General features: G+C 72.5%; 21 protein-coding genes. 8 read left to right on the forward strand and 13 right to left on the reverse strand.

The features are described from left to right. Positions 1 to 11: 11 nt before the first annotated feature. Complete coding sequence (locus C1N81_RS10125) at positions 12 to 797, reverse strand: SAM-dependent methyltransferase (protein WP_394428428.1); 786 nt, start codon at positions 795 to 797, stop codon at positions 12 to 14. A gap of 166 nt (positions 798 to 963) precedes the next feature. On the opposite strand from C1N81_RS10125, the gene C1N81_RS10130 reads away from it, so the two are divergent. Then, the gene (locus C1N81_RS10130; protein ID WP_394428429.1) at positions 964 to 1,431 is read left to right on the forward strand and encodes a cupin domain-containing protein; all 468 of its coding nucleotides are present in this window, start codon (positions 964 to 966) and stop codon (positions 1,429 to 1,431) included. Positions 1,432 to 1,435: 4 nt separating this feature from the next. Here the strand turns inward: C1N81_RS10130 and C1N81_RS10135 are convergent, their stop codons facing one another. After that, on the reverse strand, positions 1,436 to 2,392 hold the full coding sequence (locus C1N81_RS10135) for a D-2-hydroxyacid dehydrogenase family protein (RefSeq protein WP_394428430.1): 957 nt from the start codon (positions 2,390 to 2,392) through the stop codon (positions 1,436 to 1,438). Between the two features lie 208 nt (positions 2,393 to 2,600). Here C1N81_RS10135 and C1N81_RS10140 point away from each other — a divergent pair, with 208 nt between their 5' ends. Further along, a complete protein-coding gene (locus C1N81_RS10140; protein ID WP_394428431.1) occupies positions 2,601 to 3,440 on the forward strand; it encodes a glycoside hydrolase family 16 protein in 840 nt (279 codons plus the stop codon). Positions 3,441 to 3,500: 60 nt separating this feature from the next. Here the strand turns inward: C1N81_RS10140 and C1N81_RS10145 are convergent, their stop codons facing one another. From C1N81_RS10145 to C1N81_RS10160, 4 genes are all read right to left on the reverse strand, one after another. Next, positions 3,501 to 4,202 carry a ribonuclease H family protein gene (locus tag C1N81_RS10145; RefSeq protein ID WP_394428432.1) on the reverse strand — a complete coding sequence of 234 codons (702 nt, stop codon included), beginning with the start codon at positions 4,200 to 4,202 and terminating at the stop codon, positions 3,501 to 3,503. 7 nt (positions 4,203 to 4,209) lie between these two features. Then, the gene (locus C1N81_RS10150) at positions 4,210 to 5,895 is read right to left on the reverse strand and encodes an acyl-CoA dehydrogenase family protein (protein WP_394428433.1); all 1,686 of its coding nucleotides are present in this window, start codon (positions 5,893 to 5,895) and stop codon (positions 4,210 to 4,212) included. After that, a complete protein-coding gene (locus C1N81_RS10155; RefSeq protein WP_394428434.1) occupies positions 5,879 to 6,502 on the reverse strand; it encodes a TetR family transcriptional regulator in 624 nt (207 codons plus the stop codon). Before C1N81_RS10155 ends, C1N81_RS10150 begins: the two co-directional genes overlap by 17 nt. Positions 6,503 to 6,574: 72 nt before the next feature. Beyond that, entirely contained in the window at positions 6,575 to 6,970 is a 396-nt protein-coding gene (locus C1N81_RS10160; protein ID WP_394428435.1) for a nitroreductase/quinone reductase family protein, read from the reverse strand. A gap of 460 nt (positions 6,971 to 7,430) precedes the next feature. On the opposite strand from C1N81_RS10160, the gene C1N81_RS10165 reads away from it, so the two are divergent. Continuing rightward, the gene (locus tag C1N81_RS10165) at positions 7,431 to 8,276 is read left to right on the forward strand and encodes an endo alpha-1,4 polygalactosaminidase (RefSeq protein WP_394428436.1); all 846 of its coding nucleotides are present in this window, start codon (positions 7,431 to 7,433) and stop codon (positions 8,274 to 8,276) included. An 11-nt stretch (positions 8,277 to 8,287) separates the two neighbouring features. Here C1N81_RS10165 and C1N81_RS10170 read toward each other — a convergent pair whose 3' ends face one another. Then, positions 8,288 to 9,712, reverse strand: a complete 1,425-nt coding sequence (locus C1N81_RS10170; protein WP_394428437.1) for a hypothetical protein — start codon at positions 9,710 to 9,712, stop codon at positions 8,288 to 8,290. 247 nt (positions 9,713 to 9,959) lie between these two features. Between C1N81_RS10170 and C1N81_RS10175 the strand changes: the two genes are divergently transcribed. Both C1N81_RS10175 and C1N81_RS10180 read left to right on the forward strand, forming a co-directional pair. Further along, complete coding sequence (locus tag C1N81_RS10175) at positions 9,960 to 10,760, forward strand: alpha/beta fold hydrolase (RefSeq protein WP_394428438.1); 801 nt, start codon at positions 9,960 to 9,962, stop codon at positions 10,758 to 10,760. A gap of 38 nt (positions 10,761 to 10,798) precedes the next feature. Next, complete coding sequence (locus C1N81_RS10180) at positions 10,799 to 11,047, forward strand: hypothetical protein (RefSeq protein WP_394428439.1); 249 nt, start codon at positions 10,799 to 10,801, stop codon at positions 11,045 to 11,047. Between the two features lie 18 nt (positions 11,048 to 11,065). Here C1N81_RS10180 and C1N81_RS10185 read toward each other — a convergent pair whose 3' ends face one another. The 5 genes from C1N81_RS10185 to C1N81_RS10205 all read right to left on the reverse strand — a co-directional run bounded on the left by C1N81_RS10185 (position 11,066) and on the right by C1N81_RS10205 (position 16,787). Continuing rightward, a complete protein-coding gene (locus C1N81_RS10185) occupies positions 11,066 to 12,028 on the reverse strand; it encodes an SDR family oxidoreductase (protein WP_394428440.1) in 963 nt (320 codons plus the stop codon). A 129-nt stretch (positions 12,029 to 12,157) separates the two neighbouring features. Continuing rightward, positions 12,158 to 13,522: a GH1 family beta-glucosidase gene (locus C1N81_RS10190; protein ID WP_394428441.1), complete on the reverse strand. Its 1,365-nt coding sequence runs from the start codon at positions 13,520 to 13,522 to the stop codon at positions 12,158 to 12,160. Positions 13,523 to 13,568: 46 nt separating this feature from the next. After that, a complete protein-coding gene (locus tag C1N81_RS10195; protein WP_394428442.1) occupies positions 13,569 to 14,453 on the reverse strand; it encodes a carbohydrate ABC transporter permease in 885 nt (294 codons plus the stop codon). Further along, complete coding sequence (locus C1N81_RS10200) at positions 14,446 to 15,456, reverse strand: carbohydrate ABC transporter permease (protein ID WP_394428443.1); 1,011 nt, start codon at positions 15,454 to 15,456, stop codon at positions 14,446 to 14,448. Before C1N81_RS10200 ends, C1N81_RS10195 begins: the two co-directional genes overlap by 8 nt. A 14-nt stretch (positions 15,457 to 15,470) precedes the next feature. Continuing rightward, a complete protein-coding gene (locus C1N81_RS10205) occupies positions 15,471 to 16,787 on the reverse strand; it encodes an ABC transporter substrate-binding protein (protein ID WP_394428444.1) in 1,317 nt (438 codons plus the stop codon). 179 nt (positions 16,788 to 16,966) lie between these two features. Here C1N81_RS10205 and C1N81_RS10210 point away from each other — a divergent pair, with 179 nt between their 5' ends. From C1N81_RS10210 to C1N81_RS10220, 3 genes are all read left to right on the forward strand, one after another. Then, positions 16,967 to 18,574 (forward strand): ROK family transcriptional regulator, encoded by a 1,608-nt coding sequence (locus C1N81_RS10210; protein ID WP_394428445.1) that lies wholly within the window; start codon positions 16,967 to 16,969, stop codon positions 18,572 to 18,574. A 41-nt stretch (positions 18,575 to 18,615) separates the two neighbouring features. Then, a complete protein-coding gene (locus C1N81_RS10215; protein ID WP_394428446.1) occupies positions 18,616 to 19,140 on the forward strand; it encodes a GNAT family N-acetyltransferase in 525 nt (174 codons plus the stop codon). 239 nt (positions 19,141 to 19,379) lie between these two features. Further along, positions 19,380 to 19,931, forward strand: a complete 552-nt coding sequence (locus tag C1N81_RS10220; protein ID WP_394428447.1) for a DUF4232 domain-containing protein — start codon at positions 19,380 to 19,382, stop codon at positions 19,929 to 19,931. 16 nt (positions 19,932 to 19,947) lie between these two features. Here C1N81_RS10220 and C1N81_RS10225 read toward each other — a convergent pair whose 3' ends face one another. Next, entirely contained in the window at positions 19,948 to 21,840 is a 1,893-nt protein-coding gene (locus tag C1N81_RS10225; protein ID WP_394428448.1) for a discoidin domain-containing protein, read from the reverse strand. Positions 21,841 to 21,925 lie beyond the last annotated feature (85 nt).

The following is a 21,925-nucleotide window of genomic DNA, read 5'->3' on the forward strand; positions in this document are numbered from 1 at the left end:
CCCCGCCCGGGTCAGGGCTTGCGCGCCACCACCGCGTAGATCCCGCTGGACTCGGCCCGCGGCGCCGGCTCCGCGCGGTACCACTCGGGCGCCGTCACCAGACCGGGCTCCACGGGGTCGAGGCCCTCCAGGAACCGGGCCACCCCGTCGCGCGTACGGAAGCCGAGCTTGATGCCGCCCTTCGCGTACTCGGCGGTCACCTGGTCCGAGAGCTCGGGGAAGATGTCGGAGGAGGCGTGCGAGAGGACGAGGTGGCTGCCGGAGGGCAGGGCGTCGACGAGCGTGGAGACGATGTCGTAGGGGTGCTGCTCGTCGGAGATGAAGTGCATGAGCGCGATCAGCGACAGCGCGATCGGCCGGTCGAAGTCGAGGATCGTGCGGGCGTGCTCCAGGATCGCCTTCGGATCGCGCACGTCGGCCTGGATGTAGTCGGTCCTGCCCTCGGGGGTGGAGACGAGGAGCGCCTCCGCGTGCCGCAGCACGATGGGGTCGTTGTCCGTGTAGACGACCTTCGCGGCGGGGACGACCCGCTGCACTATCTGGTGCAGGTTCGGCGCGGTCGGGATACCGGTGCCGACGTCCAGGAACTGGTCGACGCCCTCGGAGGCGAGCCAGGCCGCCGCCCGGTGCATGAACTCCCGGTTCTGCCGCGCCGCGTCCCGCGCCTCGGGCGGCAGGTGCGATCCGACGGCCTCGTCGACGGGGTAGTTGTCCTTGCCGCCGAGCAGCCAGTCGTAGACCCGTGCGGGGTGCGCCTGGCTGGTGTCGATCTTCGGCCGGGGGGCGGATGCCGTCATGGGCGGACTCCATCGTCGCGAGGGCGGGACAAGGCGGATGACCTTGGGCTCAGTCTGCCATGTCAACTACGCGGGTCGATCCCGGCGTTGGGGGTTCACCGCCAGTACGGTGCCGACAGCGGACCGTACACCGACCGCATCGGAACCCTCGCTGAAAGGACCCGCCGTGCGCGACTGGCGACAGGAACTCGGCCTCGAACCGCACGAGGAAGGGGGTCACTTCCGGCTCATCTACTCGGCCCCGCAGGAGATGGAGACCGCGCACGGCCCTCGCCCCTCGGCCACCTCCATCTACTACCTCCTCGACGCGGCACAGCCCAGCGGCCTGCTGCACCGCAACCGCAGCGACATCCTGCACTTCCTGATCGACGGCGGCCCGCTGGAGTACGTCACCGTCGACCCGGAGGGCACGCTCGCCCGCACCGTCCTCGGCGCCGACGCCGCACGCTTCCTGCTCGTGCCCGGCGGCTGGTGGAAGGCGTCCCACCTGATCGACGGCGCCGGGCACGGCCTGGTGGCGGAGGTCGTGACACCCGGGTTCGACTACGCCGACCACGAGTTCGCCCGGCCCGGCCTCCTGGACGAACTCCCGCACCTGGCGGCTGAGTTGCGGGAGTTCGTACGCCGCCCGTAGGCGTTCAGCCGAGGGTGCGGACGGGGCTCCCCGCGAGGTACGCCTCGATGTCCTCGACCGCGCCCTGGAAGTACCCGTCGTAGTTGCGGCGGGTGACATAGCCGAGGTGGGGCAGGCCGAGGAAGTTCGGGGCCGTGCGCAGCGGGTCGTCCAGGGGCAGGGGCTCGGTCTCGAAGACGTCGCTGCCCGCACCGGCGATCCAGCCCTCGCGCAGGGCTCGTACCAGCGCCTCCTGGTCGACGATCGCCGCGCGCGAGGTGTTCACCAGATAGGCGGTGGGGCGCATCCGGCGCAGTTCCGCCGCGCCGACGAGGCCCCGGGTCCGCTCGCTCAGCACGAGGTGCACGGAGACGAAGTCGCTGGTGGCGAGCAGCTCCTCCTTGGAGGCGGCGAGCGTGACCCCGACCTCGGCGGCGCGCTCCGCGGTCAGATTCCGGCTCCAGGCGGCGACGTCCATCCCGAACGCGGCGCCGACCCGCGCCACCCGGGCGCCGATCTTGCCGAGCCCGAGCAGGCCGAGGCGGCGGCCGTGCAGGTCGGCGCCGAGCGTGGACTGCCAGGGGCCGCCCGAGCGCAGGTTGTCGTTCTCGGTGACGACACCGCGCGCCAGGCCGAGGAGGAGGGCCCAGGTCAGCTCGACGGGCGGTTCCGAGCCGCTCGGCGTTCCGCAGACGGTGACTCCGTGCGCGGCCGCGGCGCCCAGGTCGATGGAGGCGTTGCGCATTCCCGAGGTGATCAGCAGGCGCAGCTTGGGCAGCCGGGCGAACAACTCGGCCGGGAACGGGGTCCGTTCCCGCATCACGATCAAGATCTCGCAGTCACCGATCGCCTCGACGAGCGCGTCGTGCGCGGTGAGGTGGTCGTGGAGGAAGCGGACGTCGACGCGGTCCGCGAGGCGCGCCCAGTCGGCGCTTCCACGGGCGACGTCCTGAAAATCGTCGAGTACGGCACAACGCAACATGCGCACCAGTATCACCCCGCGAATACAGGGGTTCGCGGACTTGGTCCGTACACATGCCTTGACGTGCCTTCGTCACCTCTCTTAAATCAACTCTTGAAGTCAAGGAACCGGGCACACCCCCACTGCCTTCACTTGTCTTCAGCTGTCCTCACTATTCGGCGCGCCCCGGACAGGCGCGATCCCCCTACCCGAAGTGATGTGATCCTCCATGCGCATACCTCTGCGCCACAAGCTTCCCCTGGCCGCCGCCGCGCTCCTGTGTCTGGGCGCCGCCGCCCTGCCGTCGGCGCACGCCGCCGAGACCGGCGCCGCCGCGGTCACCTTCGCCGACGAGTTCGACGGGCCCGCGGGCTCGGCGGTCGACGGGTCGAAGTGGCAGATCGAGACCGGCGACAACGTCAACAACCACGAGCGGCAGTACTACACGGCGGGCAACAGCAACGCGGCGCTCGACGGCCAGGGCCATCTGGTCATCACCGCCCGCAAGGAGAACCCGGCCAACTACCAGTGCTGGTACGGCACCTGCGAGTACACCTCCGCCCGCCTGAACACCTCGGGCAAGTTCTCGACGACGCACGGCCACGTCGAGGCGCGGATGAAGATCCCGCGCGGGCAGGGCATGTGGCCGGCGTTCTGGATGCTCGGCGACGACATCGGCTCGGCGGGCTGGCCCAACTCGGGCGAGATCGACATCATGGAGAACGTCGGCTTCGAGCCGAACACCGTGCACGGCACGATCCACGGGCCCGGCTACTCCGGCTCGGGCGGCATCGGCGCGGGCTACTCGCTCCCCGGCGGCCAGGCGTTCGCGGACGACTTCCACACGTTCGCCGTCGACTGGTCCCCGAACTCCATCAAGTGGTCGGTGGACGGCACCGTCTACCAGACGCGGACGCCCGCCGACGTCGGCGGCAACCAGTGGGTCTTCGAGAAGCCGTTCTTCGTCATCCTGAACCTGGCGGTCGGCGGCTACTGGCCGGGCGACCCGGACGGCAACACGCAGTTCCCGAACCAACTGGTCGTGGACTACGTGCGGGTCTCCAGCTGACCGCTCGGCCCCGCCCGACCGCCTCCCTACGAGGGCGGCCGGGCGGGGCCGTGGCATGTCTCAGGCCGACGTGCGGCACTCCGGGTGACCCCACCCGTCGGGGTTCTTGGCGATCTCCTCGCCCGCGGCGTACGAGCGTCCGCAGCGGCAGCGGCCGGGGAACTTGGCCTTGAGCGTGCGCGACGAGCCGCTCGACGCGCCCTTCCTGGCGGTGGCGGCCCGGGTCGAGCCGCCGGACGACGCCTTGCCCGCCGCCTTCTTCGTCGACGGCGCCGAGGGCGGCGGCACGGGCGAGCCGAGGGCGCTGCCCGCGTCCTGCTGCTGGATCGCGGCCTGGCTGGCGGCGCGGTCGGCGAAGTCGTTGAGCGGATCGCCGTCGACCTGGTGCGCGGGCACGTACTTGAACTCGACCTTGCGGCCTTCGAGCAGCGCGTCGATCCGGGCGACCAGCTCCTGGTTGGCGACGGGCTTGCCGGAGGCGGTCTTCCAGCCCTTGCGCTTCCAGCCGGGCAGCCACGTCGTGACGGCCTTCATCGCGTACTGCGAGTCCATCCGGACCTCGAGCTCGACCTCGCGGCCGACGGTGGTCAACAGCCGCTCCAACGCCGTGAGTTCGGCGACGTTGTTCGTCGCCGTGCCCAGCGCGCCGGCCTCCCACTGGACGGGCCGCTCGTCACCGTCCGCGACGACGTACGCCCATCCCGCGGGTCCGGGGTTTCCTTTCGACGCGCCGTCACACGCGGCGATCACACGTTCTGCCATGCCCCGATCATGCCAGGGTCTTCGCCCGATCGAGGATTGCTGACGTGTCCACGCCGAACGGGAGCGTGCCGAAGGCCACACCCCAGTCGCGGTCGAGCCGGGAGGCGCAGAACGCGTCCGCGACGGCGGGCGCCCCGTGCCGGACGAGGAGGGAGCCCTGGAAGACGAGGGCGAGCGTCTCCACGAGGCGGCGGGCGCGGAACTGGAGGGCGTCGGGGTCGCCGCCGAGCGAGGCCAGCTCCTTGCGCAGGCGGGCGGTGGCCTCGTCGAGCCGCCGGTCGGCACCGGCCGCGAGGTCGACCTCCGCGAAATACGCCTCGACGGTCGCGGGCTGCCGGGCCATGGCGCGCAGCACGTCGAGCGCGGCGACGTTGCCCGAGCCCTCCCAGATCGAGGGCAGCGGCGCCTCCCGGTACAGGCGCGGCAGGCCGGAGTCCTCCACGTAGCCGTTGCCGCCGAGGCACTCCAGGGCCTCGGCGGCGTGCGCGGGGGCGCGCTTGCACACCCAGTACTTGGTGACGGCGAGGGCGAGGCGGCGCAGGTGGTCCTCGGAGTCGTCGCCGCGCGCGGAGCGGTCGACGGCGCCCGCGAGACGCAGGGCGGCGACGGTGGCCGCCTCCGCCTCGACGGCCAGGTCGGCGAGGACGTTGGTCATCAGCGGCTGCTCGATGAGCCGGGCCCCGAAGGCGCTGCGGTGCGTGGCATGGTGCACGGCCTGGACGAGGCCCTGACGCATCCCGGAGGCGGAGCTGACCGCGCAGTCGAGGCGGGTCATGTTGACCATCTTGATGATCGTGGCGACGCCCCGGCCCTCCTCGCCGACGAGGGTGCCGAGCGCGCCCTCGTACTCGATCTCGGAGGAGGCGTTCGAGCGGTTGCCGAGTTTGTCCTTGAGGCGCTGGAGCCGGATCGCGTTGCGGGTCCCGTCGGGCAGGACGCGCGGGACCAGGAAGCAGGAGAGGCCGCCGGGCGCCTGGGCGAGGGCGAGGAAGACGTCCGACATGGGCGCGGACGTGAACCACTTGTGGCCGGTCAGCGCGTACTGGCCCGCCTCCCCCGTCGGCACCGCGCGCGTGGTGCCCGCGCGGACGTCGGAGCCGCCCTGCTTCTCCGTCATCGACATCCCGGCGATGATCCCGCGCTTGCCGGTGGGCTCGCGCAGCCCGAAGTCGTAGACGGTGGAGGTGAGCAACGGCTCGTACACGGAGGCCAGTTGAGGTGACGTACGCAGGGCGGGGACGGCCGCGTACGTCATGGAGACCGGGCAGAGGTGGCCCGGGTCCGCCTGCCCCCAGACATAGACCTTGGCGGCGCGGGCGACATGGGCGCCGGGGCGGTCGTCGGCCCAGGGCGCGGCGTGCAGACCGCGCTCCACGGCGACGGTCATCAGCCGGTGCCAGTACGGGTGGAACTCGACCTCGTCGACGCGGTGGCCGTAGCGGTCGTGGGTGTGCAGCACGGGGTGGTTCCGCTCGGCGAGGCGCCCCCACTCCTGCGCCTCCTGCGAACCGGCGAGGAGGCCGAGGTCGTGCAGCTCGGGCTCGGCCCAGGCGGCGCCCTCGCGGCGCAGCGCCTCCAGGAGGGCGGGGTCGGCGGCGACGTCGTGCCCTGTCAGCGGCGGTACCTGGTTGGTGACTTCGTGCGTGGCGGCGGCACGGGTGGCCGGCTGCGTGGCTTCATGCGGGGTCGGCATCGACGGCTCCTGGGGTTCCGAGGGCTCGCAGGGTGAAGGTCAGCAGGGCGGGGACGGCGTCCGGGCCCCGCTCCGGGTCCGAGAGCGGGCCGATGAGCGCCTCGGCGCCCGCGCCGACCAGCGCGGCGGCCGTCACCTGGGCGTCCTGCGGCGGCAGCCGGCCGGTCCGTACGCCGTCGGCGATGTGCTCGGCGAACACGTCGCGGAACGCGCGCCGGAACACGAGGCGCTCGGCGTCCACCGCCGGGTCGACGGGCTCGGCGAGCAGCGCGTACGCCAGGCGCGGCGCCTTCAGGGCGCGGCGGGCGAAGGTCTCCACGACGGCGACGACCCGCTCGGCCGGGGTCCCCGCGGGCCGGGCCGCCGCCTCCCGTACGGCGGCCACCTCACGGGTGACGACGCGCCGGAACAGCTCGACGGACAGGTCGGCCTTGCTGGGGAAGTGCCGGTACACGCTGCCGGTGGCGATGCCCGCGCGTGCGGCGACGGCGGACATGGAGCAGCCCGCGTACCCGTGCTCGGCGAGCAGCGCGGTGGCCGCGTCGAGGACGGTGGCGCGCTGGGCGTCGATACGGGCCTGCACGGCGGGGGTTCGTCGGTAGGGCACGTCAAGGAGTGAAGCACTGATTCATTGCTTCAACAAGGGGCGTGGCACGGGAGGGCCCTGCCGGTTCCGGGCTCAGTCCGTCAGGTCGATCCGGACGGTCAGGAGCCCGGTGCCGAAGGCGCGGACGGCGGCGCTGTTGTAGCGCGGCAGGGTTTTCAGGCGGGCGCGGGTGTCGTCCTCCGGGAGCAGGTGCGCGGTGCCGTGGTGCCAGTGGCCGCGCAGCCGGACCCGGACGTTCGGGTCGGCCTGGATGTTGCGCACGTACTGCGAGGCGAACCCGAACTCGGAGACCAGCCAGAACGAGTCGCCGACACGGCGCCCGCCGACCGGGGTGCGCCGGGCCAGGCCCGAGGTGCGGCCGGTGGTCTCGATGATCACCTGCCCCGGCATCCGGAGCGACAGCGGGTTGGCGACCCGGCGCTGGAACGTCGTGACGAGGCGGTGTCTGGTCTCCTGGGCACGCGACATGGCCGCACTGTAACGGGGGTCGTCCCCCGCACGGACCGGCCGGGTGCCCCGATGGCGCGGGGCGGGCACGGTCGGCGATCGTCGTTCTCCTCGGAACCGGACACGGGAAGACGAAGCCCCGGCCGTGACGGGGGACCACGGCCGGGGCGGCTGGGAGGTGGACACGGATGGCGGTCGCCTCTCGGCGGGGGGCTCCGCAGGGCTTCAGCCGAACGATCTTCCCTGCGGGCGATAGGTGAGGCCCGGGGACACTGTTCCATCCGCGTCCACGGTGGGTTCAACGGGTGAATGGCCGGAGTTGTTCCCCGCCCCTCCGGCCGGGGGCGTGAGGTGGGTCACGGTCCGTGAGACCCCGCTCACCAGGGCGGACGGCCGTCCCGGACGGGCGTCCGGCGCGCCGTAGAGTGCTCCGGTGATCTTCGCCCCGTTTTCGCGTCTTTCCGCTCGCCGACTCTCCGCGATGTGTTGCGCCCTGGCCGCCGCCGCTGCGCTGTCCGCCTGCTCGTCGTCGTCATCCCCGTCCCCGTCTTCAGCCTCGTCCTCGGCCTCGTCCTCGTCCCAGGAGCCCGAGGGGCGTCCGTCGGCGCGCGTCGAGCGGCCCGCCGCCGACATGGAGTTCGACTACCAGATCGGCGGGCCCTACGCGCCGCCGTCCGGGGTGCGGGCCGTGTCCCGCGACCGGAGCGCGGCACCGGCGAAGGGGCTCTACAACGTCTGCTACGTCAACGCGTTCCAGGCCCAGCCCGACGCGCTGAAGTGGTGGCGGAGCAACCACCCCGACCTGCTGCTTCGCGACGAGGACGGCGACCTCGTCATCGACGAGGACTGGGACGAGGCGCTCCTCGACATCTCCACGGCGGACAAGCGGGCCCGGCTCGCGAAGATCGTCGGGCCGTGGATCGACGGTTGCGCGGACGACGGCTACCAGGCCGTCGAACCCGACAACCTCGACTCCTACGAACGCTCCGACGGCCTCCTCGCGCCCGCCGACGCCGTCGCCTTCGGCAAGCTGATCGCCGACCGCGCGCACGGCGCCGGACTCGCCGCGGGGCAGAAGAACACGGCCGACCTCCTGCCGAAGCACGCCGCCATGGGGTTCGACTTCGCGGTGGCCGAGGAGTGCGCGCGCTACGACGAATGCGGCGCCTACGCGGACGCGTACGACGACCGGGTCTTCGTCATCGAGTACCGGGCCGCCGACTTCACCCGCGCCTGCCGTACGTGGGGCGACCGGCTGTCCATCGTGGAGCGCGACCTCGACGTCGTGCCCGCGGGCGCCGACGGATACGTACGCAAGTCCTGCTGAGGCAGGCCCCGTCAGGGGGTCGGGGAGGCCGGGCCGAGCGCGTCCAGGCGGCGCTGGATCGCCTCCAGCGCGCCGGGGCGGCAGCCCGGGACCTGCCGGCGCAACGCGGCCAGCGCGGCGGCCCGGTCCTTCGCGCGGGCCGGGTCGGCGATCTGCTCCCACTGGTGGTGGGCCCGGTCGACGGCCGCCTCCACGTCCTCGTCGCCCCCCGCCTCACCGCGGGCGAGCCGCGCCTGCGCCACCGCCGTCCACAACTCGCAGCTGCGCGGCGGATCCTGCGCGAGCCGGGCCAGATCCGCCCGCACCTCCAGCCAGTGGATGGCCTCGGGCGAGCCGACGCCGTGCGCCCGCAACGCCTCGCTCTCCCACATCGCCGCTATGGCAGCGGCCTCACCGTGCCGCCCGGCTTGGGCGGCGGCGAGCAGCACGGGGTGCGGATCCCCTCCGGCCATGGCCGGTCCCCCGGCCGGGGCGGGGTGCGCTGTGGCAGCGGGGGTGGGGGTGGGGGTGGGGGTGGGGGTGGGGGCTTGCGCGGGTGGGGTCGGCGCAGGCGCGGTCGGCTGGGCCGGTGGAGCCGAGGTGGGCTGCGCCGGCAGGGCCGAGGCGGGCTGCGCCGGAGCCGCCGGGGTGGGCGTGATCGGCGCCGACCGGCCGGGCCGCACCGGAGCGACGGTGCCGGTCGGGTGCGGCACGGAGCGACCGGGCCCCGCCGGAGCCGCCGGGGTGGGCGCGTCCGGCGCAGGTTGCCCGGCCGTCGCCGCGACCGGCGGAGCCGGCTGGTCCTGGGTCAGGAAGAGTGCGTTCGGTGGGCCCGCGTGCAGGGCGATCGCCTCGTGGAGGCGGGCCCGGGTGGGGCGTTCGCCGGTGCGCCAGATGTCGGCGTAGGACTTGAGGTAGTCGGGCGCGGCGAGGGTGCGGCGGGGCGGGGGCGGGCAGACGCGCCCGTACAGGCGCACCCCGTGCCCGAGGCCGAGTCCCCCGGTGCGGACATGGTCCCAGGCGGCCGCGTCGGCGACGAGGTCGACGGTCACGGTCGTGGTGTGCGGGCGGCGCAGCGCGAGTTCGCCGGTGAGCCAGTGCCAGGGCAGGGCGGTGTAGCGCAGGGTGGACGGGGTGGTGCGGGCCAGCGCGAAGTGGAGCAGGCGCTGGCGGTGGTCGAGGTGGAGCTGCCCGACGATGTAGAGGTGGAGCGGTCCGGGCAGCGTCGCGGCCGTGCGGAGGCGGGTGAGGACCGCCTGCGGGTCGAGCGGGTCGGCGAGTTCGACGACGGTGGCCGCCGCCGTGCCGGTCAGGGCGCTCGGCGGGACCGCCGCGAGCGCCGGCAGCACGGCGGCCGCGTCGATGAGGCATCCCTTGCCCGCGGGCGCGGCCGCGAGCAGCAGCGCCGTCCCCGGCTCGGTGGGATGTTCCTCGTGGGTGCCTTGCGCGTTGATCACACCAGCACCGTAACCGCTGTCCGGCGCGGGCCGCGCCCCGCTCAGCCGGTCGCGGCCCCTTCGGGGTCGGCGCGCAGCTTCGGGGCCGGCGCGCGGCGCCGCGTACAGCCGGTCGTGCGCGGCGCCCATGGCCGGGGGCGCGGCCGGGCGGGCGACCGCGTCGCTCGCGCTTGAATCTCCCGTGGGGGGAGTTCCTACGGTACGGCCGCACGTGTCGAGAACTCGTCCACGGAAGGGCACACCCATCATGACGGCATATGTGCTGGTGTCAGGGGGCTACACGGCGGGCTGGATCTGGCGGGACGTCGCGGCGGCGCTGCGCGCGGACGGGCACCAGGTGTACCCGGCGACGCTGACCGGGCTCGGCGACCGGCGCCATCTCGCCTCCCGCGCGACCGACTTGGACACACACATCGAGGATCTGGTGCAGCTCGTCGACCATGTGGACGAGCCCGAGGTCGTCCTCGTCGGGCACTGCTACGGCATCCACCCGGCGCTGGGTGCCGCCTCGCGCCGCCCGGAGCGGATCGCGCGCCTCGTCTACCTCGACGCGGGGCTGCCCGGTGCCGGGGACAGCGCCATGGACCTGGTGACGGCGGAGGTACGGGAGTATCTGCTCGCGCGGGCGGCCGCGGAGGGCGACGGGGTGCGGGTGCCGCCGCCCGAGCTGTCGGAGCGGGCCATCTGGGGCGACGTACAGGACCTCGGGCCCGCCGAGCGCGAGCGGCTCATTGGCTTCGCGGCCCCGATGCCCCTCGGCGTCCTGACGCAGCCGCTGCGGATGGAGTCGGCGCTGCCGCCCGAACTGCCGACGACCGGGATCTTCTGCACGCTCGGCGGCGGCCCGGGGATCGCGACGATCGCCTCGCTGGCGGCGACGGGCGATCCGCGGTTCGCCGTCCTGGCCCGGCCGACCGTCGGCTACTTCGAGCTGGCGACCGGCCACTGGCCGATGCTGTCCGCCCCGGCGGAGGTGGCGAAGGTGCTGGTGCGGGCCGCGGCGGACGAGGGCGAGCGGATTGCGCCCGGGGCGCCGCCGGCCGTCTGAACGTGCGAACCGCCCGCCGGGCCACGAAGCTGAGAGGCATGGACAGAGCGGACGAAGTGAACGCCTACCCCTCGGTCGTCGTGCACGCGGCGCAGCCCGGCGGGCGCCGGGTCGCCATTCACGGCGAGGTCGCCGGGCTCGCGACCTCGCGCGCGGACGTCGTGGAGCTGCTGCGCCGCGCCGGACTCGCCGACACGCCCCTCGACGACCCGGACGTCATCGAGTGGCGCGGCGGCGGCAGCGCGGTCTGGCCCGCCCTGACGAGCAGCCCGGACGACGGCATCTAGGGCGTCACGGGAAGCCGTTCACCGGTAACCGGTGGTGTCGGCGGGCTTTCCCGTGTCCTGGACCTCGACGACGTAGCGCCAGGCGTCGGGGCTGCTGCCGTCGAGGTCGGTGAAGCCGTAGACCTGGGCGAGGCCGCCGCTGGAGTGCGAGGTGCCGTTGAAGCGGGCCACGTCCGGGTCGGCGGCCAGGGCGGCGACCGCGCGGCCGACGTAGCGCGGCGTCTCGGAGATCGCGAAGTGCGGTTCGGCCTCGAGGGCGTCGCGCCAGGTCTCCTCGGTGACGCCGAACGCGTCGAGCATGATCTCCGAGCGCATCCAGCCCGGGGTGAGGGCGACGGCGGTGGCGCCGCGCGGGCCGAGTTCGTGGCCGAGGGAGAAGGCCATGCGCAGGACGGCGCTCTTCGCCAGGTCGTAGAAGAAGGAGTTGCGGTAGTTCGCGGCGTTGTACTCGGCGGTGCCGTCGGTCATCTCCACGACGAGGCCGCCCGGCCTGCGCAGCAGCAGCGGCAGCGCGAAGTGGCTGGTGATCGCGTGGGTCTCGACGGCGAGGCGGTGCAGTCTGAGGCCGTCGTCGAGGTCGTGCTCCCAGACCGGCTTGGACCAGGCGAAGAGGTGTTCCCCGCCCCAGATGTCGTTGACGAGGAGATCGAGACGGCCCTGTTCGGTGTCGATCCGCTCGACGAGGGCGCGGACCCGGTCCGGCTCCAGGTGGTCGGTGGGGACGGCGATGCCGCGCCCGCCCGCCGCCGTGACGAGGTCCGCGGTGTCCTCGATGGTCTCGGCGCGGTCGTACTCGGAGCGTTGTGCGCGGGTCGTGCGGCCGGTGACGTAGACGGTGGCGCCGGCCGCGCCCAGTTCCACGGCGATGCCGCGGCCCGCGCCGCGCGTGGCCCCGGCGACCAGCGCGACCTTGCCGTCGAGTGGTGTCCGCCCGCCGTCGGGGCCCTGGTGCCGGGTGTCCTGCTGGGGTGAGTGGTTCACGTCGCTCTCCTGGTGCTCTCCGCGTCGTCCTGCGTGTACGCGTCGAGCATCCCCGCGAATCCGGACATCTTCTGTCCGGCTTATCGCCGAGGCGGGCCGTTCGGGGACGGCCCGCCGCAACGGTGCGGGTCAGGCGGCGCGCCGGGAGCGCGAGCCGTGGCGGCGCACGATGTCCGCGTACCGGTGCCCGCTGCCCTTGATGGTGCGCTTCTGCGTCGCGTAGTCGACGTGGACGAGGCCGAACCGCTTGTCGTAGCCGTACGCCCACTCGAAGTTGTCGAGCAGGGACCAGGCGAAGTACCCGGCGAGCGGGGCGCCCTTGCGGACGGCGCGGGCGCAGGCCGCGATGTGGTTGACGAGGTACTCCTCGCGCTCCGGGTCGTCGACCGTGCCGTCGGGGCGGACGACGTCCGGGTAGGCCGAGCCGTTCTCGGTGATGTACAGCTTGCGGGCGCCGTACTCGTGGGTGAGGCGCAGGAGCAGCGACTCGATGCCGTTCGCGTCGACCTCCCAGTCCATGCCGGTGCGGGGGACGCCGAGGCGGCGCACCGCGTCCGCGTACGGGGCGGGGCCCGCCGGGTGGTCGGCGATGGCGGACGGGAAGTAGTAGTTGAGGCCCAGCCAGTCGAGGGGCTCTGCGATGGTCTTCAAGTCGCCCGGCTTCTCGGGGAGTTCGACCCCGTAGACCTCGAGCATGTCGGCGGGGAAGCCGCGGCCGTGCACCGGGTCGAGCCACCAGCGGTTGGCGTGGCCGTCCATGCGACGGGTCGCGGCGATGTCCTCGGGGCGGTCGGTGGCGGGTTCGACGTAGGCGAGGTTGTTGACGATGCCGACCTCGGCGTCCGGGACGGCGGCGCGGATCGCCTGCGTGGCGAGGCCGTGGCCGAGGAGAAGGTGGTAGGAGGTCTGGACGGCGGCGGTCAGGTCGGTCCAGCCGGGGGCCATGCGGCCTTCGAGGTGGCCGATCCACGCCGAGCACAGCGGTTCGTTGAGCGGCGTCCAGTGCTTGACGCGGTCACCGAGGCGCTCGGCGACGACGGCCGCGTAGGCGGCGAAGTGCTCGGCGGTCTCGCGGGCGGGCCAGCCGCCGCGGTCCTGGAGCACCTGCGGCAGGTCCCAGTGGTAGAGGGTGACGGAGGGGGTGATGCCCTCCGCGAGCAGCGCGTCGATGATCTCGTCGTAGAAGTCGAGGCCCTTGGCGTTGACGGCGCCGTCGCCGCCCGGCATCACGCGCGGCCAGGCGACGGAGAGCCGGTAGGCATTGGTGCCCAGTTCGCGCATGAGGCCGATGTCGTCGCGCCAGCGGTGGTAGTGGTCGCAGGCGACGTCGCCGTGGTCGTCGTTGTCGACCTTGCCGGGGGTGTGCGAGAAGGTGTCCCAGATGGAGGGCGAGCGGCCGTCCTCGGCGACGGCGCCCTCGATCTGGTACGCGGACGTGGCCGTGCCCCACAGGAAGTCGTGCGGGAAGGCGGCAAGGTCAAGGGGGTCGGACACGGGGTTCCTTTCAAAAGGAGTCACAAGAAGTCACAGCGGAACGCGCTCACTTGACGGCGCCGGCGGTCAGGCCGGTGACGAGGTAGCGCTGGAGGAGCAGGAAGCCGGCGACGACGGGCACGCTGACCACGAGGGACGCGGCCATGATCTGGTTCCAGTACACGTCGTTGAGGTTGGCGTAGGCGCCGAGGCCGACCGAGAGGGTGCGGGTGGTGTCGTTGGTCATGACGGAGGCGAACAGGACCTCGCCCCAGGCGGTCATGAAGGAGTAGACGGCGACCGCGACGATGCCGGGGATGGCGGCGGGCACGATGATCCGGAACAGCGCGCCGAGCGGTCCGCAGCCGTCGACGAGGGCGGCCTCGTCGAGGTCGCGCGGCACCGACTCGAAGTACCCGATCAGCATCCAGATCGAGAACGGCAGCGTGAACGTCATGTAGGTGAGGATCAGTCCGCCGCGCGAGCCGAACAGGGCGATCCCGGTGGCGTTGCCGATGTTCACGTAGATGAGGAACAGCGGCAGCAGGAAGAGGATGCCGGGCAGCATCTGCGTCGACAGGACGGTCACGGTGAAGACGCGCTTGCCGCGGAAGCGGTAGCGGCTGACCGCGTAGGCGGCGAAGACGGCGATGATGACGGAGCAGACCGTCGCCGCGCCCGCCACGATCACCGAGTTCATGAAGTACTTGGCGAGCGGGACCGTCGACCAGATGTCGATGTAGGGGCGGATCGTCAGCCCGCTCGGGATCCAGCGGAACTCGCCCTGCACGTCCTGGAGCGGCTTGAGCGAGCTGGACACCATGACGAACACGGGGAGCAGCACGAAGCCCGCGAGCAGCGTCAGGAAGATCCGGCGGGACCACACGAAGGAGCGCGGCGCCGCCATCGGCGACCGGTGCCGCGCTGGGGCGGCGAGCTGGGTGTCAGACATCGGCGGTCTTCCTTCCCCGCGAGGTGAGCGCCAGGTACACGCCCGTCACGACGAGCAGGAACAGCAGGAGCAGGACGGACATGGCGGAGCCGGTGCCGAAGTTCCAGGTGACGAACGACGACTGGTAGATGTGCACCGAGATGAGGTCCGCGGCCTCGGGCGCCGCCTTGCCGAACATCACGTACGGCGTGTTGAAGTCGTTGAACGTCCACAGGAACAGGACGAGGACGAGGACCTGGTTGACCGGGCGCAGCGAGGGCAGGGTGATGCGGCGCAGCTGCTGCCACAGGCCCGCGCCGTCGAGGGCGGCGGCCTCGTACATCTCCTTCGGGATGTTCTGCAGTCCGGCCATCACGATGAGGAAGGCGAACGGCCAGCCCTTCCACACGGAGACGGTGAGCAGCGCGTAGAAGCTGTTGTCGCCGATGAGCCAGAACGAGGGCTTGTCGGTGACGCCGAGCTGGTCGTGCAGGACGTGGTTCACCAGGCCGTTGTCGTGCTGGAACATGAAGACCCAGGTGATGACGGCGGCGTAGACGGGCAGCGCGTACGGGATGAGGAAGAGGGCGCGCAGGATGCCGCGGCCCTTGAACGTCTCCTGCATGTAGATCGCGGCGGCCGTGCCGATGGCCCAGCACAGGCCGACGGACAGGACGGTGAACAGGCAGGTGACGAAGAAGGAGTGGAGCAGCGCCTGGCCGACGGGGGCGTCGAAGTCGACGGCGATCTTGAAGTTGTCGAGGCCCGACCAGGGGGCGGTGCCCCAGTCGCGGATGTAGAACTGCGTGAGCTCGCGGAAGCTCATCACGATGCCGATGACCATCGGGATGAGGTGGACGAGGAGTTCGAGGGCCAGGGCCGGCAGGAGGAGCAGGTACGGCAGGCCGATCCGGCGGATCCGCCCGGGGCGGCGGCTCTTGCCGCGCGCCGCCCCGGGGGAGTTCTTGCCGGGGGCCCGCCCCTCCCCCGCCTCGGTGGCGGGGGTGGTGGCGGTCGTGGTCATGAGGTTCTCCGCACTCACTTGTTCGGCATCGACTGCTGTGCCTTGCTCAGCGCGGCCTTCACGGACTCCGTGGTGACCGGCTTGCCGGCGGCGGCGTCCGCGAAGAGCTCCTTCACGGCCGTGCCGACGGCGGTCTCGAACTGCGACTCGTCGGCGACCTGCGGCAGCGGGGCCGCGCTCTTGGCGAGGGTGTCCTTGAGGACGGCGGTGGCCTGCGCGTTGAACGCCGGGTCGGACTGGGCGTCCTTGACCGGCGGGATGGAGCCGTAGGTCTTGTTGAGGAGCGTGGACTCCTCGGTGCTGGTCATGAACTTCACGAACTTCGCGGCGCCGTCGAGGTTCTTGGTGTTCTTGAAGACGGCGATGTTGATGCCGGCGACCATGGAGTTCACGGACTGGCCCTGACCGGGGGCGCCGGACTGGACGGGCGCGGGCACGACGCCGTAGTCGCTGTCCTTCATGCCCTGCGACTTGAAGGTGGAGGCGGCGGCCTGCCACAGGACCATCGCGGTCTTGTTCTTGGAGAAGTCGCTCAGGGACTGGTTCTGCGCGTACTCGGCGTTGCCGGGCGCGATGATCTTGTCCTTGGCCATCAGGTCGACATACTGCTTGACGGCCGCGACGGCGCCGTCCGAGGTGAAGTCCGGCTTGCCGTCGGCGGTGAACCAGTCGGCGCCGCGCTGCTTGGCGAGGACGAAGACCTGGTGGATGTTGTTGGAGAGGTTGGAGCCCTCGGCGGCGAGGCCCCACTTGCCGTCCTTGGAGATCTTCTTGCCCGCGGCGACGATCTCGTCCCAGGTCGTCGGGGGCTTGGCGATCCCCGCGTCCTTGAACATCTTCTTGTTGTAGTAGAGCGCGTACGACATCGAGTACAGCGGGACCGCGGCCGGGTCCTTGCCCTGGGCGCCGGCCGAGCCGAGCGCGGACTCGACGAAGCGGTCCTTGCCGCCGATCTTCTCGAAGTTCTTCGCGTCCCAGGGCAGCAGCGCGCCGCTGGCCTGGAGGGAGGCGCTCCAGGTGTTGCCGATGTTGAGGACGTCGGGGCCCTGTCCCGAGGTGGTCGCGGTGAGGATCCGGTTGAGCAGGTCCGACCACGGGATGACTTCGAGCTTGACCTTGATGCCGGTCTGCTTCTCGAACTTGTCGAGCTCGGGCTGGAGGACCTTCTTGTCCACCGAGATGCTCGCGCCCTGGTTCGACGCCCAGTACGTCAGCGTCTTCGGGGAGTCGTTGGACCCGCCGCCCGAGGACGAGCCGCCGCCGCAGGCGGTCGCGGCGAGGGCGAGCGAGAGGGTGGCAGCGCCGACGGCTGCGGCTCGGATTCTGCTCATGGCTCCAGGTGTCCCTTATCCGGAGGAACCCCGACAGGCTTCAAGTAGTGAACGCCCTCAGGGCTTAATTTAGGCTGTGAGTTAAGCCGCACAAGAAGAGGGCGTCAAGAGATCGGACACGGGTATCTTGCGCGAGGCGGGGGTTGTTGGCGTCCCCAGGGCGCAGGGAGAGGGAGATCATGGCCGGGCGGAACGGGCGTACGGTGCACGACCTGCGGCGCGAGAATCGCGCGGCCCTTTTGCAACAGTTGTATTTCGATGGTCCGCTGAGCCGGTACGAGCTGGGCCCGGCCACCGGGCTGAGTTCAGGTTCCGTCAGCAATGTGGTGGCCGAGCTGGCCGCCGAGGGGCTGGTGGAGGAGGCGGGCAGCGTCGAGTCCGACGGCGGCAGGCCGCGCACGCTGCTGCGGATCGCGCCGGACTGCGGGCTGCTCATCGGCGTGGACGTCGGCGAGAACCTGGTCCGCGTCGAGCTGTTCGACCTCGTCCTGACCGAACTGGCGCGCGTGGAACTGCCGTTGGCCGAGCGCGACCGCTACGACGTCGACCTCGTCGTGGGTCACATCCGCGACGGCATCGCCGAGGTCCTGGCGGCGGCGGACGCCGACCCCGGGCAGCTGCTCGGCGTGGGCGTCGGCGTGCCCGGCATCGTGGCGCGCGAGCCGGAGCGCGGGGCCGTCGTGCACGGCCAGACCATCGGCTGGCCCGAGGTCCCGCTGGAGCAACTGCTCCGCGAAACCTCTCAACTCCCGCCGGAAGTACCGTACTTCATCGACAACGGAGCCAAGACGCTCGGCCAGGCCGAGATGTGGTTCGGCGCCGGACGCGGCGCGGGCAGCGCGGTCGTCGTCCTCTTCGGCTCGGGCGTCGGCGCGTGCGTCGTCGCCGAGGACGGGGCGGAGGGCCGGGCCGTCGAGTGGGGACACCTGACCGTACGGGTACGGGGACGGCGCTGCCGCTGCGGGGCGCTCGGCTGCCTGGAGGCGTACGCGGGGGCGCAGGCGCTCGTCGAACGGTGGCGGGAGGCGGGCGGGGCGCCGAGCGGGGACGGCGGGGAGGAGGCGGCGCTCACGGAGCTCCTGGAGACGGCGTACGGGGGCGAGGAGGCCGGCCCCGGGGGCCCCGATCGCCACTTCGGCCCCGGCGACCTGGGCACACGCCCCGGTCTCGGCGACCCAGGAACGCATCCCGGCTCCGGCGCTCCCACCCCACATCCAGGCCCCGGCGCTCCCGCCCCACATCCAGGCCCCGGTGCTCCCGCCCCACACCCCGGCCCCGGCGACCCCGCCACACACCCCGGCCCCGGTGACCCCGCCCCACACCCCGGCCCCGGTGACCCCGACGCGGGCCCTACCCCTGGAGCCCCCTCCCCCCTGGAGCGGGCCCTCGCGCTCTCCGTCCTGGAGGAGACCGCCGAGTACCTGGGGGCCGGGCTCTCCGACCTGATCAATCTCTTCCAGCCCGAGCGCATCCTGATCGGCGGCTGGGCGGGGCTGCGGCTCGGTCCCCGGTTCCTGGACTCGGTGCGCCGCCACATCGGCACGTACGCCCTGCACTACCCGGTCGGCCGGGTCGGCGTCGAGCTGGGCCGCCTCGGCCCGGACGCGGTGACGGTCGGCGCGGCCACGCTCCCCCTCGCGGGGTTCTTCGCACGCGGCGGCCGGCGCGCGGAACCCGCCCCGACGCAGGAACTCCCCGGATGGCGACGGGCGTTGGTGGCACGGCACGGGGTGCGAGGGCGGGTCCAGGCGGCGGGTCGGGGGGTGGGGCAGGAGGTGCCGAGGTAACTCGCTCGGCACACCCGCACCCCGCGTGTTTTCATGAGGCCGTGCGAGAGACGAACGACAGCCAGGAGAGTTCCGGTCCACGGGTCAGAGTGCGGGTGGCGGAGGATCTGCCCGCCTGCGTCACCGTGCTGCGGGCGGTGCACGAGCAGGACCGGTACCCCACCAGGTGGCCGGCCGACCCCGCGGGCTGGCTGGCCCACGCCGCGGACGACACGAGCTGGGTCGCCCACCGGGACGGGCGGGTCCTCGGGCATGTGCTGCTCGTCCGGCCCGACGGAAGCGACGTGGCGCCCGGCCTGGTGCCGGACGCGGCGACGGCCGTCGTCAGCCGGCTGTTCGTCGACCCCGCCGCGCGGGGGCAGCGGATCGGCGCGCTGCTTCTCGACGCGGCCGCGCGCGAGGCCCGGCGGCGCGGGGCGCGCGCCGTCCTCGACGTCGTCACCACCGACACCGCGGCCATCGCCCTGTACGAGCGGCTGGGCTGGGAGTTCCTCGCCGAGGGACGGCAGGAGTGGGGCCCGGCCGATCTGGTCGACGTGCGGTGTTACGCGGCACCACCCGCCTGACCGGCCCGAGCCGCGGACCTCCCGCGGGCGGCTGCGACGCCGGCCCCTCGGGCAGACCCGGAACGCCGTACGGACGGGGAGTGGCTCGTCGGGGGTACGGCTCACGCTCTGCGTCTCCGCCCCTGATCACTGGGGCGCAGGGCCGTCCGGATGCGCGACACCGACCATCCGGGATACCCTCTTATGTCCGCATTTCCGCGGGGATCGGTTCCGCCCCGCACCACGAACTGGGGGCTCCGATGCGCGCATGGACCCGTCTCGTCACGGCGGCCGCGGTCGCCGTGGCCGCCCTCGCCGCCCCGGTGGCCGCCTCGTCGGGCGCCTCGGCCGCGGCGCTCCCCCGCTGCGCGGAGAAGGACCTGACCCTGCGCGCCGCGCCGTCCGACGACAGCGACGGCGTGCTGAAGCTGAGCCTGCGCAACGACGCGGCGCGGGACTGCCTCGTCGACCGCGTCCCGACCGTCACCTACGCCGACCTCGACGGCGCCGCGCTGCCGGTGCCGACCGTGCCGCACGCGGGGCGCACCCTCGCCGCGCACACCACCGTGTACGCGGCGGTCCGCTCCCTGTCGGACTCGAAGGACGCCGAGGACGGGGCCCGCACCGTGCTCTCCGTGCACGTGGTCACCGTCCCCGAGCACGACGGGCGGACGTTCCAGGCGCTGAAGCTGGGTGCCCCGGCCGGGGTGCGCGTATACGAGCCGGTGACGACGCTGTGGCAGTCGTCGGCCCACCGCGCGGAGACGGTCCTGGAGGAACAGACGACCGGCCGGGGCATGTTCGCCGCCTAGTTCCCGGGCCGCGCCCTCATCCCTTCTGCTCCACCCGCACCCAGTCCACCTCCGCCTGGACGCCGCCGCGCGCGATGGCGTCCACGCTGGACTGCGGCAGCCCCCAGTAGGGCTGGGTGACCTTGTTCCAGCCGGCCGGGTAGGCGCCGCCGAGCGCGAGGTTGAGGATCAGGTACTGGTTGTGGCCGAACACCCACTGGCCGCGGGTCGACTCCAGCTTGGTGCGGGTGGTGCGCTGCACGAGCTGGTCGTCGACCGTGAAACGCAGTTCGGTGGGGGTCCACTCGACGCCATAGGTGTGCCACTGGTCGGCGCGGCCCCCGTTCGGATAGTGCTGCTGGGCGCCGATGTTGCCGTCGGCGGAGTAGCCGGGGCCGTGCAGCGCGGAGCTGGTCCAGTCCGCGTAGCCGATGTTCTCCATGATGTCGGTCTCGCCCGAGGCGGGCCAGGAGACGGACGGGTCGTCGACGTCACTGCCGAGCAGCCAGAACGCGGGCCAGAAACCGTCCCCGACCGGCAGCTTCATCCGTGCGCTGACCTTGCCGTAGGTGAAGTCGAGCTTGGTGTGGGTGTCGATGCGGCCGGAGGTGAAGTCGTAGGTGGTGCCGCCCGCCTGGGTGCAGCCCTTGCAGTACTTGGCGGCGAGGACCAGGTTGCCGTTCTGGGTGCGGATGGTGTCGGTGGAGTCGACGTACGCCTGCGACTCGCCGTTGACCGGGCCCATCTCCTGCCCGGTCCGCACCACGCGCCACTTGGAGCGGTCGAGCGAGGAGCTGGTGAAGTCGTCGAAGAACGTCGTGCGGTACGTGCCGGACTGCTCGCCCGGCAGCGCCGGGTACGCGGCGTTCGCGCTGCCGCCGGTCCCCCACACCTCGAACTCGTAGAGGGAGTAACCGAACTGGGCGGTGGACGGCGCCGGGTTGTAGAACGAGCGGCGCTCCTTGCCGAGCATCCGCACGTAGCGGCCGGTGGCGGGTGAGGGCAGCCGGACCGTGTCGCGGCGGCCGACCGCGTCGCCCGGCGACTTGACGTCGGCGCGGCGCGCGGCGACCTCACTCGCGCTCGGGCGGTACACGGTGCGCCAGGTCCGGTTGTCGTCGGAGATCTGGACCTCGTAGTCGACGGCGTACGCGGCCTCCCAGTACAGCTCGACGGTGTCGACGGTGGAGGTGGCGCCGAGGTCGACGGAGACCCAGCGGTCGGCGTTCCAGTCGCTGGACCAGCGGCTCTGGTCGGCCTTGAGGTCGGCGGGTCTGCCGCCGTCGGTGACGAACGCCGGTGAGTTGCCCGCGTGCTGGTAGTAGTTGCTGAAGGCGGGGTGGTGCAGGGCGAGGTTGGTGCGGGTGGTGGAGGCCGGGGCCGGGGCGCCGCCGTAGACCTTGAACGAGAAGAGAGAGTACCCGTACGGCGTCGCGCGCTCGATGCCGCGCATACGGACGTAGCGGCCCGTCACCTCCTGGGGATACGTGTGCGCGGTGACGCTGCCACCGGTGCCCGCGTCCTCGGTGTAGAACGGCTGCCAGTCGCTGCCGTTCCTGGAAACCTCCAGCACGTATCTCTTGCCGTACGCGGCCTCCCAGTCGAGGGTGACGCGGTCGATGCGCAGGGTCGAACCGAGGTCGACGCGCAGCCAGGCGCCGTCGGAGAAGTCGCTGCTCCACCGGGTGCCGGCGTTGCCGTCGACGGCGGCGCCCGGGGCGAGGGAGCCGTTCTCGCTGCCCGACGCCGTGGCGGAGGCCGGGTTCGCCGCGTAGGCGGCGGCGGCCAGGTCGGTGTTCCAGTCGGCCGCCGCCGCGGCCGAGGCGGTGGCGCGCGGGGCGGCGGTGGTCGGGGGTGCGACATACGCGGACCAGGCGGTGAGGGTCGCGAGGACCGCGGTGGTGCTGAGCAGCAGGAGGGGGCGACGCATGTGTCTCTCCTTCGAAGCCGTGCCGGACGGGGCGGAAGGAGAGCGCTCCGGGCGGAACGTATGGGCGCGCCTCCCGACTGTCAAG

This window comes from Streptomyces sp. SGAir0957 (assembly GCF_043523415.1).